Below are 18,483 nucleotides of genomic sequence, written 5' to 3' on the forward strand. Positions count from 1 at the left end.
CTCCTTCAGAGGTTTCCATTATGATAGTTATAGCCAAACCGCACCATTCGGAATCCGAACGCCTGCCAGACCTTGAGAATCGACCGGTTGGACAACTGAGTTTCAAAATCCATCAGGTCCGGCAGGTCCGGTTGCACGGATGCCCGGCTGCCGGCAAACCGGCGGGTCACCGCGGCATGCAAAAGCGATACATAGGCGCCGGGCGTCTTTGGGGAAACCGCTGTCAGCCCGCTTCCCCACAGCTCTTTTCCTGTTTGCGCCATAAAAATCCGGTGCTTTCGATATCCCAGAAAGCCACACACCCTGCCCCCTGATTGAGCGACCAGCACCTCGTCCGCCATGATCTTGCGGCAGCAATTGGTGGCCCATGTCTCATGCATGGCCCTCACGTTTTCCTCTGAAAGCCAGGGATCACGGTTGAACCTGGATTGAAAATCGGCGTTGCGCGCAAGCGTTAATACCGCTTCCCGATCCGCGTCCTCATACAGGCGAACGGAATGCCGGCACCGGAAGTCCGGCGCCCGCATCCTGCCGGGCTGATAAAGCCAGGTCACCAGGGTATCCATCAACAAAAAGTTGTTTCTTTCAAGAGCGTGGATCACGGCAAAATTGTCGCCAAACACCCGGCAGGAAAGGTGTTGCATGCCCTCTTTGCGGGCCTCGGCAAGGACGGTGCCCAGCAATTTTTCCGCGACCCGATACGCAACCACCGCATCCAAGGGCGCTAAAGAAACCGGCCAGAACCGGCCCATTTTTTTGCCAAACTGGTCGCTGTCCCATGGCAGGCCCTGAAAACCGGCAAGCCCGACGGGCGTGCCGTTCCACAGCGCGGCCCAGAGAAAAAGAGGCCCCCGCACATACTGGTCCCAGATTTCCGTGGCAAAAACAAGCCGCCTCTTTTTACGGTCGGCCCCGGGATAATGACGATAAGGGTTATGCTCATCAAGAGCGATAACCTGTTCCAGGATCGGCCTGTCGTTTTCCGTCAGCGGCACAATTTCTAACGACATGAATGCCCCCCCAAAAAAGAGTTGTTCTGCGCTTCCTCTCAATATATGTTTACCCTGCGGGTGCAAGGTGATCTCGGCGGTAAGACAGCTTATGAATTGACCGTGGCGCACTTTGTACATTAATATAACCATTGCGACGGGTTGTAAACAGTCAGGCACAGGAACGCCATCTTACCCCATGATAAAAAACATACTGGTCACCGGCGGGGCCGGCTATCTCGGCACCGTACTCTGCGAAAAACTTTTAGATAAAGGGTTTACGGTCCTCTGTCTGGACCGGCTCTGTTTTGGGAATGGGCCGGTCCGGCACATGAAGAACAACGCCCGTTTTTCCCTGGTGCAGGCCGACATCCTGGAGATGAACGCCCATTCGAATATTTTCACCGATATCGAAGCGATCATCCATTTGGCCGGCCTGTCCGACGACGTCTCCGCCGACCTGGACAGGGACCTGACACGGGCCGTCAATTATGAAGCATCCCTGAACCTGGCCCGCATGGCAAAAAATTGCGGTGTAAAAAAATTTCTGTTTGCCTCCACATGCAGCGTGTACGGCGCCAATGGTGACACAATGGTAAACGAGACGTCTCCGCTGCAGCCCCTCTCCTGGTACGCGCGGTTAAAAGCCGACACGGAGCGTGACGTTCTGGCCCTGGCCGGCAGTGGTTTTTTCCCGGCTGCGTTAAGACTGGCCACGCTGTACGGCGTTTCCCCCCGCATGCGGTTCGACCTGGCTGTAAATCGTATGGCCCTGCACGCCTGTGCCACGAACGCCGTCTCCGTGTTCGGTGAGGGGCTTCAGTGGCGGCCCTTTCTGCATGTGAGCGATGCCGCCGACGCTTTTGTCCACTGCCTGGGCCTGCCCGACGACACCCTGTCCGGCAGAACATACAACCTGGGGACAACGGCCGAGAATTACAGAATCCTGGACGTGGCCCGGCTGATTCAGAAACATACGCAAGACGCCCGCATCAACATGGTGCCCGGAACGCCGGACCGGCGGAGTTACCGGGTCGATTTCAGCGATTTTGCCCAACTGGGCTGGCATGCCGAGCATACTATTGAAAAAAGCCTGCCGGAACTGCTGGCCGCCATACGGTCGACGTCCGACCCCGGCGACGCGCGGTACTACAATCTGGACACCATGCAAAAACTCCTGCAAACACCGGCCATTGAAAGCGGCATGCCGATCCGGTCCACGGCACTGCCCTTTTGCCTGCCTTCTATCGGTCCGGAAGAGGAGGCCGAAGTACTGGCCGTCCTGCGCTCCGGCTGGCTGACCCGTGGCCCCCGCACAACGGCCCTGGAAGACCGGATGAAAAAATTTCTGGGGTGCGGTCATGCCATCTGTGTCAACTCCTGCACCGCGGCCCTGCATGTCAGTCTGACGGCGCTCGGTATCGGGCCGGAAGACGAGGTCATTACATCGCCGGTCACATGGCCGTCCACCGCCAATGTCATCGTGCACACCGGGGCCACGCCTGTGTTTGCCGATATCGACCCGGCCACCCTCAACATTGACGTAAAGGAGATAGAAAAAAAAATAACGGCCCGCACCCGGGCCATTATTCCCGTTCATATAGCCGGCCGGCCCTGCCCCATGGATGAAATTCATGCCCTGGCAAAAAGCCACGGGCTGTTTGTGATAGAAGACGCGGCCCACGCCATCGGCGCCGCCTACAAAGACAGGAAAATCGGTACCATCAGCGACACCACCTGTTTCAGCTTCTACCCCATCAAAAACATGACCACCGGTGAAGGGGGGCTGGTGGCAACCGACAACGATGCGCTGGCGGAAAAAATAAGGATATACAGCCTGCACGGCATCAACACTGACGCCTGGCAACGGCAGGCGCACGGCTCCCAAGCCCAGGGGGAGGTGATTTTCCCGGGATTCAAGTACAACATGAGCGACATTCAGGCGGCCATCGGCCTTCCGCAACTGGACCGGCTGGAATGGGCCATTGAACAGAGAAAGAACATCTCCGAACAGTACGACGACGCCTTCACCGGGCTGCCGGGTCTTTCCCGGCCCCGGGCCATTGACGGTGTCCGGGATGCCTGTCACCTCTATATCATTATTCTGGATGTTGAAAAACTGGCGATTGACCGAAACCAATTCCGCAAAGCCCTGCTCATGGAAAACATCCACACAGGGGTCCATTTTTTCCCCCTGCACCAGCAGCCCTATTACCGGAACCGGTTCGGCTTTAAAAAAGAGGATTTCCCCCACGCCGCCTATATCGGGGACCGGATCGTGTCGCTGCCCCTGTATCCGAAAATGACCCGGCAAGACGTGGATACGGTGATTCAGGCGGTTACCCGGCTGATCCGTTTTTATCAAAAAGCATGACACCGGTTGTCATTATTTTTTTTATGGACAGCACCGGCCGGCAACCCACGGGACTCCAGCAATGCCCGCGACAACAATACCTGCAATGCTGCTGAAAAGACACGCCATTCATGTTGTAATAGTGGCCCTGCCCTTTCTGATGTTTCACTGGATGGCTCCCTTTGTCAGCGACCTGGCGCCGGGCCTTGACTATATTCGTTATCGTATATGGCCTCAGGCGGAACTCCTGTTTGCCGTTCGTTCCGGCACCTTTCCGCTTTATACGCACTGGGTGATGGGTGGCATGCCGAGTGTGGCAGGCGTGGGGCTTGCCCAGGGCTACCTGCCATTTCCTTACGTCCTGGCCCTGCTGCCGGGGTATGGCACCGGCAGTGCCCTGCAGTGGAACCTCCTGCTGGACCTTTTCATTCTCGCGGCGGCCCATGTCGCAATGTTTCGTTTTTTACGAAAAACCGGCCTGGCCGGGGGCCTGGCCTTTTTCATCAGTATGGTCACCGTCTATTCCCCGCGCATCCTGCTTTCTTTTATATACGGCGCCGCCCTGCACACCTGGGCCGCTCAGATTCTTCTCTGCAGCGCCATCGGTTGTTACTACCTGCACGCCACCCGATGGAAAGGCCCGCTTTTCATCATCGCCGCCGCCTACTGGGTCATCAACTCCGGGAATCCACCGGAAGCCTATTATGGCATGCTGGCAGCCACCCTGTTCGTCCTGTTGCTGCCATACGCCATGGCCTCACACGAGCCCGGCAACAAGGTCGATACGCTTAAAGCCAGGATGGCCTTCTGGGGAAAAACAGGAGCGTTTATCGTCACAGCCATTCTGCTGTCGGCCGCCTACCTGTTGCCCCTTTATTTCGATATGGTGCGCAAAACATGGTTCCCCCATCAGAGCTATGAACAAATATCCTATTTTCTGGAGACGCCCATCGGGCTGATCAGTAATTTTTTTCTGCCGCTGCGGCCCCTGTTTGCCGCCAACTTTTCAGGAACCCCGCTTTATCTCGCGGTCATGCTGGTACCGGTCCTGTTCCTGCTGCGAGTCAAACTTCCAAAATTCATCGCTGTGCTCTGGGTCCTTGTCATCATCATCGGCCTGCACGCCCTGGGGCCTTTAACACCGGTCCACCGCCTGGCATGGGAATATCTGCCACTGGCATCTTCCATACGAACCCCGACCCGTATCTGCATGATGCTGCCCGTTCTGTTTATTCTGCCGCTGGTCTGGCTGTTTACCACCACGCCTTCCCGCGGCAACACGCCCCTGAAAAAGCAGCCGCTCTTTCTGCTTGCCATGGCCGCCATCGTCCTGACCCTGCTCTACCTGCTGATGGTTCCGCGGGCCGTGAAGATGAGTATAGGCGAAACCCCAAAAATCAATTTACAGCACATCCCCTCATGGGTGGAACCTGCGTCCACGGTTCTGGGGCTGGCTTCCCTGGTCATGGCAGGGCTTTATGCCGCGTGCCGCCGGTTCAAAAAAGAAACGGTCCTGCTGCTGTGCATTGCCGGTGTTCTTCATCTCGGCATCCTCCTTCGATACGGCCCCTTTCCCGCCAGCCGGATAGAACCCGGAGACCTGCGCACCTATACTGAACTTGCCGCTGAAAAAAGGCAAACCATCAACGCGTTTCCGAACCATTTCTATCCCATCGGCCAATTTATTTACATGGACGTCATCACCCAGGCGAAAAATTACATGGTGGAGCCGTTTCTGGGAAAAATATACAGAACATGGACCTCCGTCAACAGCCGCGATGCGGCATACGACCTGCTGAACCGGGGCCGAACCCCGGATATGGTTGTGATGGAAAACTATTCAGAACCGCAGACGCCGACAGCAACGCTCTCCTCACCCGATCTGCCACCGGACACGGTCAACCTGACCTACAGTTCCTGCAACCGCCTGATTTTCAGAACACAGGCCGCGTTGCCGTGCGTTTTTGCCACATCCCTTGCCCACACCGGCCACTGGCGCGCCTGGGTCAACAAAAAACCGGCGCCGATTTACCGGTCCAACGGCTATGCCTGCGCGGTATCCATACCAAAGGGCGCAAGCACGGTTGAATTCCGCTACTGGAGTCCCGCCGCGTTCTGGGGCATGGCAATCAGTTGCGCCACTCTGGCCCTTCTGGGCATCATCGCCGCCGCTTTCGGCGTAAAAAAAACCGGGAGGCGCGTCCTGGCCGGCCTCGTTGCCGCAGGGGCACTGGGCCTTTTTTTTCTGTGGCATGACAGCCTCTACTCAGGGAAAAATCTTCACACCCGGTACGAATGGATATCCCCACCCGTCCACAGGCCACAAAACCTTGCCTTTGGTAAACCCACCCAGATGTCCAGCAGCAGCCGGTCTCATACGTTTACCCACGACAGCGCATGCGCGGTGGACGGCGACACATCTGTGGCGTCCTGTTGCCTGACCCACTTTGAGCCCAATCCCGCCTGGGAGGTAGACCTGAAATGTGTTCGAAAGATTGAAGAAATTCTATTGCATATAACCTTACAGGGAGAATATTACGACAAAGTCCTGCCGCATACGCCGGGCAACACAAAGCAGATATGGGAAAAAGGTATTCTTGTTGTCAAAAAACAGCCGGAACTTTTTAATGGTCTGCCCCTGACCGTAGCCATATCAACGGATCGAACAGACTGGCAGGCCACATTGATTCACGCAATTGACACCAGAGCCCCCCTGCATCTGAAACTGGATACACCTGTAGACGCCCGTTATATCCGGATTTTCGCATCCGGCAAATCCAGGCTCTGTTTAAACGAGGTGGAGGTGTATGGCGCTTTTTCAGCGCCCCCTGCCTGTGACAACAACGGACAGCGTGGCGACGGTCAGCTCAAAGGGGCCGCACACCACGTTACAAACGGGTCGTAATCCAGAGACGCGCCAGGGTCCACAGGCTTTCGGCCAGATGGCGCCGCCCCATCTTGGACGTGCCGTAACGACGGGGCTGAACCACCACGGGCACGTCAACAATCTTTACGCCCTTTTTTGCCAGCACAAACAGACTTTCAAAAAAGAAGGCATAGCCGAAGGCCTGAATTGGAGAGAACAGGCCTTGATCGATATGATTCAGCCGATAGACCCGAAATGCACCGGTAGCGTCATGGGGCAGGTTCAGCAGCCGTTGCGTGGCCCAGTGACCGAAACGGGACAACCCCTCTCGCCACCGGCTCCAGCCTTCGAACCCGCCGGTTTCAACAAACCGGGATCCCACCACCACATCCGCCTCCCTGGCAGCCAAGAGCAGCACCGGAACGGCCTCCGGTGGATGGGTAAAATCCGCGTCCATGGTCACCAGCAGGCTGTAGCCCTGTTTATAAGCAAATGCGATGGCCTCCAGGTGGGCGCTGCCGATTCCTTTTTTGCAAGGGCGGTGAATAACCCGGATAGCGGAGTTGGCGGCCGCCAGTTTGTCAAGGATGCGGCCGGTGCAGTCGGGCGAGGCGTCGTCAATAAACAGGATGTCGGGATGCAGGTTCAGCGCGCCCAGCCGGGCAGCCATTTCGCCGATGTTGCCGGCTTCATTATAAGTAGGAATAAAAATCAGAAGATTGCCGTACCCGTCACCGTTCATGGAAAGCCCCTTTCTGAAGCCGGCCCCGCCCGCCATCGGACGCCTCTTGATGTGAAGCCGACCCTGAAGGTTAAGCCTTTTGCGTAACCCCGTCAAGAGACCCGACGCCGTCATCCCCGGTCAGCGGGACAATCAGCGGATTGCCGGTAACGGCAAAACAGGCGGACCGGACAAAAATGGGCGCCCGGTGACAAATTGCGTCTCGCACCCGGGGGGCACGGGCGTTGCCAATGGCCTCGCGTAAAATAAAAAATAATAATAAAATCATGTATTTTTAACGACTTCGGCTTAAACCGGTCTTCTGGTATGGTTTTTGCCGTTTACTATAGATATGGGCGGTATAAGTGTTTGCGACACACCGGCCCGGCGCCAACAAAAACATATCTTTTTCTTGACATCAGGGTTGAGTGTTGATAGGTTTTCCTGGAAAAAGTAAACACTGTTTGCAAGGACAAATAGAATTTTTATGCCTTCAACTATTTTTCTTTCAAGGAGAGGCCCGTTGAACCGATCCCCCTCTCGCGTCCGTAATCACCTGCTGCACCGCCTCTGTATCGGGCCGGCACTCTGTCTGTGTCTGGTGCTGTGCACAAGCCCGGCCCTCTTTGCGGGCATGGCGGTAATGACCGACAGCCAGCTTTCCAAGGTGGAGGGCGGCGATATCGTTAAAATCGATATCAGCGATCCGGGAGAGTTTTACGGGGGCGCGAACAATATCACAATTGTTCGTTTTTCCTCGGACATCTATGTGGAAAACTACGGTGAGCTGGGCGTCATGAAGATGGGCAACTACGTCCGCACCAACGCCGAGCTGGGAAACCTGGCCGGCCTGGGATCTGAAGCCCCCATCATCCGCTACAGCACAGACTATGGTACGGACCTGGACCGAAGCCCCGGAAAAGTGCGGACCAACAGCGGCCACCCGGCGCCCGGACAGACGACCGAGGCCCCTTATGTCGGCGCGGTGGGAACGTACATCAACAACTTTGGCCTCAGCACCGGCCCGGATTGGACCGAGTGGGACGTCAACTGGGAAAAGGTGCGCATGGGCGGCGAGCCGGACAACCCGCTTCAGGTTTACGGGGTTATCATGCGGGCCGAGTTCTCCGATTTCGGCACCACAAACCAGGAGCTGCGCCGTCTGGTGGTGGGTTCCAACAAGCTGTTCGGCTATTCCGGCGCCCGGCCCCTGGTGACCTCCGGATGGCTCAACTCGTCCATGGCCGATCTGAACCGGAGTATCGCGGCGCTGGGGGACGCGGGCAACGCGGTGTTCCAGCTGCAGCGGGACTGCATGATGGACCAGTACTGGCGAATATCCTCCCTTAACTTCAACCCCAACGACGTCGGTGATCATGGCTCGTTTCGAGATTTTTTCTTCAACACGGACCTGAATACGGTCAACGCGGGAAACGGGGACTTTGCCGGCACCTTTCGCATGCAGAACCACGGCTTTTTTGTCAGCATGGACCTGACCGACAGACGCTACTCGGGCTGGAACCTGATCGGCGGCGTGAACGAATACCAGTACTGGCCCAACTTTGAGGACGCGGGTGGTAACTATGCCAACGTCATTTCGTTTACCCACAATCCATAGGGTTAAAATGGGAATAAAACAGCCCTTCACATTTGTCTTGACGGTGCTGGCTCTGTTGTTCTGCCTGGGCAACGGCGCGCTGGCCTTGAATATTCTTACCGACAACGAGATGACCCGCATCTCCGGCCACGCCGGCATTAACATAGTGGCCGATGATCTCAAACTGCGTATGGAAGGCGGCACTACAACGCTGAACCTGAATCCCGACCGGTCTGGCGGCCATTACCTGAGAATTGTGGATGACGGCAACAGCGTTCTTGTTACGGGCGCTTACCGCGACAGTGACAGCGTGGCCCTCACCATCGGCAGCGGCACCACCGATACCGCCACTGCCCACTCGTGGCAGCCGGCCACCGTTGACATGCACATGAAGCTGGACGTGGGAGATGACGGCACCCGTACCGCCCTCAACCTGGCCCTCTACAACTGGGAAGCGGACATGTACCTGAAAGCAGACATGCTTCAGGCCAATACCAGCACCAGGACCAATGACCTGTTCGGCCTGAATGTGGGTGAAATCAACTTTGCCGACAACGGCGCCAACCCCTCCATGTACATGAAAATCGCCTCCCATGACTCAGGCACCGGCATCTCCGGCGAACTGGGCATGAAACTGCTGATTGACACCATCGGGTTTACCGGTATCAACCGGTCCACCCCCGCTAATCCCACCACCGGGAGCGCCTATGGTGAGGGGCTGCTGTTCTGCCAGGCATTTTCCGACAATGCCAGCGCCACGCATCTCGGTGGCAACTGGTCCACCGACTACTGGCTGGCCAACACCGCCTCGGGCATGTGGACCATGGGCAACCTGGATGTACAGCCCCTCACCCTGGATGTAACCACCTATAACAACAATCAGTATATTATTATGACCATTCAGGGCCACTTCACCAAACGGTTCACCTATCCGGATATGGGATCGACAAACATTGGCTCAAACACGGTATGGGGCCACGATGACGATGGCAATGGCGATATCACGGCAGCTGAAATGAACATAAACGTCAATCCAAACTCATCGACCTACAATGCGGACAACACCTGGGATAACGTCCTGGGCGAGGTACGGCTGGAACGGGTGGTGGCCTATGTGGACGGTGCGAACCGCAACATCGGGGGCCTCTCTCTGGAAGACCTGGCCATGGAACGCACCTACATGGTGATGACCCCGGATGGAGATCCCTACTCCGGCCACATCTATTCCACCAACGCCCTGAACCCGGGTGGCCTGGAAACCGAACTGCCCACGGCGGGCGGTGTCAACGGCAGGGGCGCTCAAGATACCACCTCCGCCAACTGGAATAATATTAAGTAACTGCCAGAGTCAAGGTGTCCTTGTTCTCCCATGCCCGTTTTGTAAAACCCGCTGTTTTCATTGCCGCCCTTCTTGCGCTGGCTGTGTGTGCCGTTTATATTCAGACCCTTTCCTTTTCCTTTATCGGATTTGACGACCCCGACCTGATCATCAACAATATCCATGTGCGGGCCGGCCTGACAGCAGACAGTCTGGCCTGGGCCTTTGGATCGGCCTGGCGGGAGAATGTGTTTTTCTATCCGTTGGCCATCGTCTCCCACATGGCAGACGTTTCCCTGTTCGGCCTTGACGCCGGGGGCCACCATCTTTCCAGCATGGTGCTTCACGCCGGTACGGTGCTGGGGCTCTTTTTTCTGCTTTTCTCCCTCACCGGCGCTGCCTGGCGATCCGGTTTCGTGGCCGGTGTCTTTGCCGTTCACCCCCTGCCCGCCGACTCCGTGGCCTGGGTGGCAGAGCGGTCCAATGTGCTGTGCGCTCTTTTCTGGATGGCAACCATGCTGGCCTATGTGGGCTATTGCCGGGCCGGCCGGCGCAAACCCGCCTGGTATCTTTTCTGCCTGGTTCTTTTTGTCCTGGCCCTGCTGGCCAAGCCGGTCGCCGTGACCCTGCCGGTGGTCCTGCTGGCCGCCGACTGGCTGGTGCTGGACCGCTTCAAAAAAAACCCGGCAACCGGCCGGCAACCAGGCTTTTGGCCGGTGCTGGGTGAAAAAATTCCCTTTCTGGTGCTTGCGGGCCTGCGGGCCGGCGTCAACATTGTCGTACCCGTGGCCACCGGCACCGCCGTCTCCGCCGCCCACACGCCAACAGGACTTCGTTTCGCCAACGGCCTGGCCGTGATTCCGGTCTATATCCGCCGGCTGTTTGCGCCGTATGATCTGTCGATCTATTATCCTTTTCCCGGCACCGTCGCGCTGTGGAAACCTGCTGCGGCCCTGTTGCTGCTGGCCGTTGTCACGGCCCTGCTGTTTTACCTGCGGCGCAAAAAATCACTGGTGCTGTTCGGCTGGCTCTGGTTCCTGACGGTTCTGGTCCCGACGCTTGGCCTGATCCAGTCCGGGCCCTGGCCGGCCATGGCCGACCATTTTGTCTACCTTCCCATGATCGGCCTGATTCTGGCAGCCACCTGGCTTGTGCCGGAAGAATGGACCTCCCCCGGCGCAGGGCCGGCCAGATATGTGTCGATCATCGCCATTGCCGTGGTTGTGGCGACGGGTGTGGCCGGCTTTTTTCATACACGGCACTACAGAAACTCCATCACGATTTTTGAGCAGGCCGTAAAAGTGACAGGCCGCAATTTTTTCGCCCTGACCGGCCTGGGCAACGCCTACGCGGAACAGGGCCGGCCGGACAAAGCGGAAGTTTTTTTCAAAAAGGCCCTGCTCCTTCAGCCCGGCTCGCCCGGGGCCCACGCCAATCTCGGGCTGGTTGCCGCTGCTCAGGGGGCGGAACAAAAAGCAAAAACCCACTTTACCGCGGCCCTGGCCGTTGACCCCTTCTTTGCCCCGGCCCATGTCGGTATGGGTAACCTGCTGCTGGCCGCCGGCCGGCCCGAAGCCGCCATATTCCACTACCAGCAGGCCCTGGCCACCGATCCGGACCTGGTATCGGCCCACAACAACCTCGCCCTGGCCCTGGCCGCATCAGGCGCAACAGACAAAGCCCTCAACCACCTCCACAAGACAATCCCGCGCTTTCCCCACCGCCCCGAGCTTCGCCGGACCCTTGCCCGCCTGCTGGCGCGGACCGGGGCCCGGCGATAAAACAGTGGCGGCATGCCGATCCTTTCTTTATTTTCTCCGGCGGGTCGGATATACTGCCGTTCAGCATCAGTGCGGCACGGCAGGACACGCATCAGAAAACCCCATACCATAAAAATTATGGAAACACGCAATCGACTGTCAACAGTGGCCATCTGCCTTTTCCTGGTTCTTTCCGCCCTGTGGGTCTATCACCCGATCCGCCACCACGCGCCCACCAACTGCGACGATTTTTACCTGACGCAAAACACCTTTATTATGGAACAATCCGGATGGAACCTGAAGACCCTTGTCTACGGGGCCACCCAAGCACCCACCGGCGTCTGGATGCCCATCACAGGGCTTCTTGTCGTTTTTGAGCATTTCCTGTTCGGCACCGACTTCGGCCTTTACCGCATGGGAAATCTGCTGCTTCACATGGCCAACGGCATACTCCTGTTCTTCGCGTTGCGCCGAATGACCGGGGCCTTGTGGAAAAGCGGCCTGGTGGCGGCCCTGTTTGTTCTCCATCCCCTTAACGTGGAACCCGTAGCCTGGCTGGTGGGCATTCGGGTGGTACTGTGCGCCTTTTTCGGCCTGGCGGCCATCTATTGGTATGCCAGTGCCGTCAGACGGCCGGCCACATGGAAATATGTCGTCTCCCTGTTTTCCGTCTCCCTGAGCATCACTTCGGTGGCCATGTACGTGACCCTGCCCTTTGTGCTGCTGCTGATCGACTATTGGCCCCTGGAACGAAAACCGCTTTTTATCACCCGTCCGGATACCGGCGGTTCAGGCTTCAACTGGTCCGGCGCAGGCCGCCTTTTGTGGGAAAAAATGCCCTTTTTCGTTCTGATTCTGGGCATGTCCGCCATTGTGCTGGCCGCTCATGACCTGCCTTTTGTTCACCATCACCCCCTGGCCCACCGGATTTTAAATGTTCCCCTTGCTTATGTTCAATACCTGGCAAAATTCTTTTTTCCAACCGGGCTGTCTGTCTTTTATCCGCTGCCCGTGGAATTTCCCGTATGGAAAGTGGCCGGCGCCGTTTTTCTCCTGCTGGCCGTCACCGTTGGGGCACTGCGCGCCGCCAAAACCCATCGGTTTTTTATCGTGGGCTGGCTCTGGTTTGCCGGCATGATGGTGCCGTTGAGCGGCATCGCCCAGATCGGCACCCAGGCCATGGCCGACCATTACATGTACCTGCCCATGATCGGCCTGTTGATAGCCGTTGTGTGGGGGGCAGACGCGGTTATGGGAAACTGGAAACACAAAGCCGCTGCCTCATGGACAGCCACAGTCGTGGTGCTGGCCCTTTTTACAGGGCTAAGCGCCCGCCAGGTGGGCGTGTGGAAAAACTCCTTTACCCTGCTGAATCACGCCCTGGCTGTCACGAAAAACAACTACGAAGCCCACAACCACCTGGGCCAGGCCTTTGCCGAGGCAGGGGATAATCAAAACGCCATCGGCCATTTTATTCAGGCCCTGGCCATTCGGCCCGATCACGCCAAGTCCCACCACAACCTGGCCAATGTCTACGTGCGGACCGGCAACCTGGAAAAGGCGGAACACCATTACCAACAGGCCCTGGTTGCGGACCCGGAAAATGCCGCCACCTTTAACAGCCTGGGCCTTGTGCAGGCGGCCCAGGGCCGCCTGCACAAGGCCATTGCCAGCTACCAAAAGGCGCTGGCACTGGCGCCCGACTTTGCCCACGCGCATCACAACCTGGCAAGAGCCATGGCCGTTAGCGACCGCCTCGAAGAGGCCGAGGTCCATTACCAGCGGGCCCTGGCCATTAACCCGGACATGGCCGGTACCCGGCTCCAGCTGGCTGAAATCCTGACCCTCAAAAACAGACCGGCCGAGGCTGCCCGCCACTATGAAATACTGACCGGGCAGGCTCCGGCATCCGCCGACCTGAACTACCTTGCCGGCCGGGCCTTTTATGAAAGCGGACAGACCGCAAAAGCCCGCCCTTACCTTGAACAGGCACTGGCCATCAATCCGCAAATGAAGGCGGCGCAAGACCTCCTGCTGCGAATGGACCAGACCTTGCCTGCGGACCATTGACACCGGTCCGGTAAAAAGATACAGACTTAAACAATAGTAGGTAAAGAAAGAGCGCCGGCCCGAAGCAAACATTTTCCATAACCCTGCTCCATAAAAAGACTCGGACTTTTGATTATTACCCTGATCAATCCCCCGGCCCTGGTGGCCCGGTACAACTACTCCACCCTCAGCCACCCGCCCCTTGGCCTGGCCTGCATCGCGTCGTTTCTTGAGCAGCAGGACCACAACGTACACATCAATGACGCCATCGGGCAGGCGATTGACCGGTTCGTGGCATATGAACCGGCCCCGGGGTTTTTTGTGCAGGGGCTCTCCTTTGAATCCATTATCAGCCGAATCCCTTCCCGCTCCCGGATCATCGGATTTTCCTGCCTGTTCACCCACGCCTGGCCCCTTGTCCGGGAACTGATTGCCGCCGTCAGGCGGGCCTTTCCCCACGCGTACCTGGTTGCCGGCGGAGAACACGCCACCGCCATGGCCGACATCTGTCTGGCCCAGTCGCCCCTGGATCTGTGTATTATGGGTGAAGGGGAAGAAACCATGGCCGGCGTGGTCCAGGCCGTTGAAGAGGGGCTTCCCCTGGACAGCGTTCCGGGTGTCGCCTTTCTGGACCGCACCACCGGCCGAATCATCGAAACCCGCCGCCGGCCCCGTATACGGAATTTAAGCCGTCTGCCCCGGCCGGCCTGGCACAGGGTATCCCCCCATGTTTACCGGATATACGAAGGGGCCGCCACCGGCCCTACCATGCCCATGATCGGTTCCAGGGGGTGTCCTTTTAAATGCCGGTTCTGCGCCGCGCCCAACATGTGGGGCCACTGCTGGAAAAAACGGGAGCCTGCCGATATCGTGGATGAAATGGAAGACTATGCAAAACGGTTCGGCACAAGGGAATTTCAGTTTTTCGACATCAGCCCGTTTCTCAGTAAGCCCTGGACCCGTGCCCTGTGTCAAGAAATCATCGACAGGGGCCTGAAAGTGGCCTGGCAGGCTCCGGCAGGGGTGCGGGCCGAGGTGATTGACCAACAGATGGCCGCCCTTCTGGTGGCATCAGGTCATACCCGGATTCAGTTTGCCCTGGAAAGCGGCAGCCCGGCCGTGCGAAAGGCCATGAACAAAAAAATCGACATTCACCGGTTCGAGGCCGGGTTGACCGCCGGGCTCTCATCGGGCATGAAGGTCTGCGTGCTTTTCATTATCGGGTATCCTGGCGAAGCCCTTTCCGATGTCCGCATGACCTTCAGAAGCATTCGGCGTCTGGCAATCAAGGGGGTGCATGAAATCGCCGTCTCAACCTTTCTGCCCCTTCCCGGTACCGCCATATTTGATGAGCTGCGTAAAAAAGGACAACTTGCGATCAACGATGATTACTGCCTGAAGATGGCCGACGCCACGGCCCTGACCCATGCCACCTCGTGGAACCCCCTGTTTTCGAACCGCCAACTGCTGCTGCTCAAGTGGCTGGGCATTCTTCAGTTTTACGGTTTATCGTTTCTGCTGCATCCCTCCCGGGGATTTCGCACACTCCGGAACCTGGTCCGGGGGGTTCAGGAGTCCAAAACCGACCGGGCCATTGCCGAAATCCGGCAAAAACTGGCCCTCCACCGGGCCGGAAAGGACCGGCGGCCGTAACTCGGCTACGCGCGGAACACGTCCAGGGCAAAGGCGGCCCACCGCTGAAGACGATGAAGTTTTCTGGGTATTTTTAAAAAGGTCCGGACCGTTCGAAGCGATCCGTAAAACCGCAGATAGGCGGTTTTCTGGAGCCGGTTCAGGTTGTACCCCGTGGCCTCCTGGTAAAAGGGCCGGGCCGGCAGGTAATGGGTGGCCACCTCCCGGCCGACGTCGGGATAAAGGGCGCGGGCCATCTCAGCCAGCTCGGTGCCTTCAAAGGGAATCACCGTGAAAAAATGGGCCAGGTCCAGCTTTGATTTCACCGCCAGGTCAATGGTCTGCTTCATCTCTTCCACGGTTTCTCCGGGAAAACCAATCATGAAATACCCCTTGACGATCAGTCCCCGGCTGGCAGCATAGGCGATGTTGTCCATCACCCTGGGAATATCGAGATGTTTTCGAATAATTTTCTGCATGCGGACCGAGGCCGTCTCAATGGCCAGGGTGATCATGTAGGCACCGGCCGCCTGAAGCAGATCAATGTCCTCATGGGTAAGCAGGTCGCCGCGAAGCCCGTTGGGAAAGGCGATTTTGATCTTCATGCCACTGGACATAATGCGGCGCAGAATGTCGTGCATGCGGGGCCGGTCGATATTGAAAATATCGTCGATGATCTGAAACTCCCGGACCCCGTATTGATGGTAGAGCAGTTCGATCTCGACCACAAAATTTTCAGGCGACCGCTTGCGGACTTTCTTGCCAAAAATGTTGTGACAGTAGACACAGTGATAGGGGCAGGCACGGGAGCTGATGATATGGGTGTAGGCCTTTTTTGCCAGCACGCCGTTCATCTCCGGGTGGTTTCCCCAGTAGCGCCGAATGTCGATCGCCTCATAATCGGGGAAAGGAACGGCATCCAGATCTTCGATATAGGGCTCTCTTTCATTGCACGCCACGGCGTCGGCTCCCCGGCAGGCAATACCCTTTACCGACTGAACATCCCCCTCCTCAATCACGGTTCGCACGAGATTTAAAAAAACCCGCTCGCCCTCGCCGATAACCGCTACATCCACCTCCCGGTGCCGGTCCAGAATATCGGCATAATGGTAGGTGGCATAGGGGCCGCCCACAACGATAAGGGCGCCGGGCGCATGGGCACGGATCACGGGAAGATAGGTATCCAGAAACGCGCGGTTAAAGGTCAGCAGGCTGATGCCCACCACCTGTGGAGAAAAACCGGTCAGCATGGAGACCAGTTCGGCCCGGCGATGCCGGGAGAGGCGCAGGTCGATAAATTTCGTATCCACGGCGCCGGCAAGATGATGCCGCAGATAGGAGAGCAGGTACAGGGGGCCGATGGGCACATCAACGATGGCGGGCCGAACATTTGTATAGGGCTTGATCAGCAGTACCCTGGTCGGGCCGTCCATCTTTTGATTGTCTCCTTTTTCCTTCCGCCACACCGTGTCGTAAGCGCCGGCACACCACTGGTGAGGACTCTACCACTTTTTTGTCCCTGATGCCAGCCGTCGTCCCAATTACCTGCCGGCAACAAAAAAAGGGTTTTCGACAGTCCCGAAAACCCCGATGTGTATGTGGCGCGCCTGAAGGGATTCGAACCCCTGGCCTACGGATTAGAAGTCCGTTGCTCTATCCAGCTGAGCTACAGGCGCGGGTAACCCGGATATTTCACGGGTTGATTTGGCCGCAGATGCAAGACGCGGGGCATAAAGCTGTAGTCAATCTACCGCGAATGTCCCGCAACACAGTCCCGCCCATGGCGGGATCAAGGCAACTCGCCCGAAGGGTGAAAATTTCCGACATACAATTGATATAAAATACCTCAAGCCGCTCATGACAGTCTGTATTTTCAAAAACCATCTGAATTTTATTCTAACCGCTTGTGTTTGGTACGAGCATCCATCCATGTCGAAAATTTTCATGAAATGTTCGGGTTAAAGCGTGTTCCTATCATACCACACCCCCCGTGTCCATCAACAAATTTACCCCGGAAAACTCCTTGTACGCCGGCCTGAATTAAGGTAGGATAATCGGGTAACATCGTTTATTGGAATAAGAAATCCGGTATTTCACAAAGGTCGCCCTGCTGCAAATGCACGGCCGGTCACGCAGTACCTGAAACGCAAGCCACCGGCCGGAAAGACATTCTCCGTACACCCCGAAAACAAAAACAGGCCGTGCGCGCACCGGCCGGTAATAACGAATATGACCGACAAATCATCAGCTTCCGCAAAACCGGCCCGCAAGGCCGGCCCGGCATCAAAAACCGCAAAGGCGCTGGTGCCTGTTTCCGGGGCCGGCAAAAGCCTGGTCAAGTACGATCCGCTGCAGCGTTACCTGAAAGAGGTCTCAAGGTACAATCTGCTGACCCGGGAGCAGGAGATCGAGCTGGGCAAACGCGTCCAGGAAGAGGGCGACGAGGAAGCCGCCTATATTCTGGCCACCTCCAACCTGCGGCTGGTGGTCAAAATCGCCCTGGAGTTCCAGCGTGTGTGGATGCAGAACCTGCTGGACCTCATTCAGGAAGGCAACATCGGCCTGATGCACGCGGTGCAGAAGTTTGATCCCTACAAGAACGTCAAGTTTTCCTATTATGCCTCCTTCTGGATCAAAGCCTACATTCTCAAGTTTGTGATGGACAACTGGCGCTTGGTCAAAATCGGCACCACCCAGAACCAGCGCAAGCTTTTTTTCAGGCTGAAAAAAGAGAAACAGGCCCTCATCGACCAGGGATTCGAGCCCCGGCCGAAACTCCTGGCCGAGCGGCTGGGCGTTCCCCAGAAGGAAGTAATCAACATGGAGCAGCGCCTGGACATGTGGGACCTCTCCCTGGACGAGCCGGTGAGCCACGATTCAGACACGCAGAAAGGCGATCTGCTGGACATTAACAACACCCAGCCCGTCGACGAGCAGGTAGGAGACAAGGCCCTGCGGCAGCTGGTGGGGGAGCACCTGGTGGAATTCAAAAAAACACTGACACCCAGGGAGCGCGATATATTTAAAACAAGAATCTATACAGACCAGCCCATGACTCTTCAGGATATTGGCGAGCGTTACGCGATTTCAAGGGAGCGGGTTCGCCAGCTTGAAGTCAATATCATCAAGAAGATGCGGGATTTTTTCAAGGAAAAGATTCCCGATTTTGATCAATACACCACGGATACGCACTGACAT

The 18,483-nt window shown here is 57.2% G+C and carries 11 protein-coding genes and 1 tRNA gene; 8 read left to right on the forward strand and 4 right to left on the reverse strand.

Annotation, left to right across the window (positions count from 1 at the left end; genetic code table 11):
- Window positions 1-5: 5 nt before the first annotated feature.
- Window positions 6-1,010 (reverse strand): GNAT family N-acetyltransferase, encoded by a 1,005-nt coding sequence (locus DOLE_RS12635; protein ID WP_012175880.1) that lies wholly within the window; start codon window positions 1,008-1,010, stop codon window positions 6-8.
- Between the two features lie 178 nt (window positions 1,011-1,188).
- On the opposite strand from DOLE_RS12635, the gene DOLE_RS18000 reads away from it, so the two are divergent.
- Together DOLE_RS18000 and DOLE_RS12645 are read left to right on the forward strand one after the other, a co-directional pair.
- Window positions 1,189-3,363, forward strand: coding sequence for a bifunctional SDR family oxidoreductase/aminotransferase class I/II-fold pyridoxal phosphate-dependent enzyme (locus DOLE_RS18000; protein ID WP_012175881.1), 2,175 nt, complete (start codon window positions 1,189-1,191; stop codon window positions 3,361-3,363).
- An 85-nt stretch (window positions 3,364-3,448) separates the two neighbouring features.
- On the forward strand, window positions 3,449-6,247 hold the full coding sequence (locus tag DOLE_RS12645; protein WP_041280553.1) for a hypothetical protein: 2,799 nt from the start codon (window positions 3,449-3,451) through the stop codon (window positions 6,245-6,247).
- On the opposite strand, the gene DOLE_RS12650 is transcribed toward DOLE_RS12645, so the two are convergent.
- On the reverse strand, window positions 6,231-6,986 hold the full coding sequence (locus tag DOLE_RS12650; RefSeq protein ID WP_012175883.1) for a polyprenol monophosphomannose synthase: 756 nt from the start codon (window positions 6,984-6,986) through the stop codon (window positions 6,231-6,233). The two genes, DOLE_RS12645 and DOLE_RS12650, sit on opposite strands and share 17 nt — an antisense overlap.
- A gap of 466 nt (window positions 6,987-7,452) precedes the next feature.
- Here DOLE_RS12650 and DOLE_RS12660 point away from each other — a divergent pair, with 466 nt between their 5' ends.
- The 5 genes from DOLE_RS12660 to DOLE_RS12680 all read left to right on the forward strand — a co-directional run bounded on the left by DOLE_RS12660 (window position 7,453) and on the right by DOLE_RS12680 (window position 15,306).
- Window positions 7,453-8,547, forward strand: coding sequence for a hypothetical protein (locus tag DOLE_RS12660; protein WP_041280555.1), 1,095 nt, complete (start codon window positions 7,453-7,455; stop codon window positions 8,545-8,547).
- 7 nt (window positions 8,548-8,554) lie between these two features.
- Entirely contained in the window at window positions 8,555-9,865 is a 1,311-nt protein-coding gene (locus tag DOLE_RS12665; RefSeq protein WP_041280556.1) for a hypothetical protein, read from the forward strand.
- Between the two features lie 14 nt (window positions 9,866-9,879).
- On the forward strand, window positions 9,880-11,625 hold the full coding sequence (locus tag DOLE_RS12670; protein WP_012175886.1) for a tetratricopeptide repeat protein: 1,746 nt from the start codon (window positions 9,880-9,882) through the stop codon (window positions 11,623-11,625).
- A 117-nt stretch (window positions 11,626-11,742) separates the two neighbouring features.
- Entirely contained in the window at window positions 11,743-13,674 is a 1,932-nt protein-coding gene (locus DOLE_RS12675) for a tetratricopeptide repeat protein (protein ID WP_012175887.1), read from the forward strand.
- Between the two features lie 108 nt (window positions 13,675-13,782).
- Window positions 13,783-15,306 (forward strand): B12-binding domain-containing radical SAM protein, encoded by a 1,524-nt coding sequence (locus DOLE_RS12680; protein ID WP_012175888.1) that lies wholly within the window; start codon window positions 13,783-13,785, stop codon window positions 15,304-15,306.
- A 5-nt stretch (window positions 15,307-15,311) separates the two neighbouring features.
- Here the strand turns inward: DOLE_RS12680 and DOLE_RS12685 are convergent, their stop codons facing one another.
- Window positions 15,312-16,718, reverse strand: coding sequence for a B12-binding domain-containing radical SAM protein (locus DOLE_RS12685; RefSeq protein ID WP_012175889.1), 1,407 nt, complete (start codon window positions 16,716-16,718; stop codon window positions 15,312-15,314).
- A 166-nt stretch (window positions 16,719-16,884) separates the two neighbouring features.
- Window positions 16,885-16,961 (reverse strand) — tRNA-Arg (locus DOLE_RS12690).
- A 553-nt stretch (window positions 16,962-17,514) separates the two neighbouring features.
- On the opposite strand from DOLE_RS12690, the gene DOLE_RS12695 reads away from it, so the two are divergent.
- Entirely contained in the window at window positions 17,515-18,480 is a 966-nt protein-coding gene (locus DOLE_RS12695) for a sigma-70 family RNA polymerase sigma factor (protein ID WP_012175890.1), read from the forward strand.
- The last annotated feature ends 3 nt before the right edge of the window (window positions 18,481-18,483 follow it).

The sequence above is a fragment of the Desulfosudis oleivorans Hxd3 genome (genome assembly GCF_000018405.1).
Classification (GTDB): Bacteria; Desulfobacterota; Desulfobacteria; order Desulfobacterales; family Desulfosudaceae; genus Desulfosudis; species Desulfosudis oleivorans.

Bases quoted from the DNA above. Each gene is read 5' to 3' on its own strand.
- DOLE_RS12635 (WP_012175880.1), bottom strand. From the start codon at position 1,010: ATGTCGTTAGAAATTGTGCCGCTGACGGAAAACGACAGGCCGATCCTG.
- DOLE_RS12695 (WP_012175890.1), top strand. From the start codon at position 17,515: ATGACCGACAAATCATCAGCTTCCGCAAAACCGGCCCGCAAGGCCGGC.
- DOLE_RS12675 (WP_012175887.1), top strand. From the start codon at position 11,743: ATGGAAACACGCAATCGACTGTCAACAGTGGCCATCTGCCTTTTCCTG.
- DOLE_RS12645 (WP_041280553.1), top strand. From the start codon at position 3,449: ATGCTGCTGAAAAGACACGCCATTCATGTTGTAATAGTGGCCCTGCCC.
- DOLE_RS18000 (WP_012175881.1), top strand. From the start codon at position 1,189: ATGATAAAAAACATACTGGTCACCGGCGGGGCCGGCTATCTCGGCACC.
- DOLE_RS12665 (WP_041280556.1), top strand. From the start codon at position 8,555: ATGGGAATAAAACAGCCCTTCACATTTGTCTTGACGGTGCTGGCTCTG.
- DOLE_RS12650 (WP_012175883.1), bottom strand. From the start codon at position 6,986: ATGGCGGGCGGGGCCGGCTTCAGAAAGGGGCTTTCCATGAACGGTGAC.
- DOLE_RS12685 (WP_012175889.1), bottom strand. From the start codon at position 16,718: ATGGACGGCCCGACCAGGGTACTGCTGATCAAGCCCTATACAAATGTT.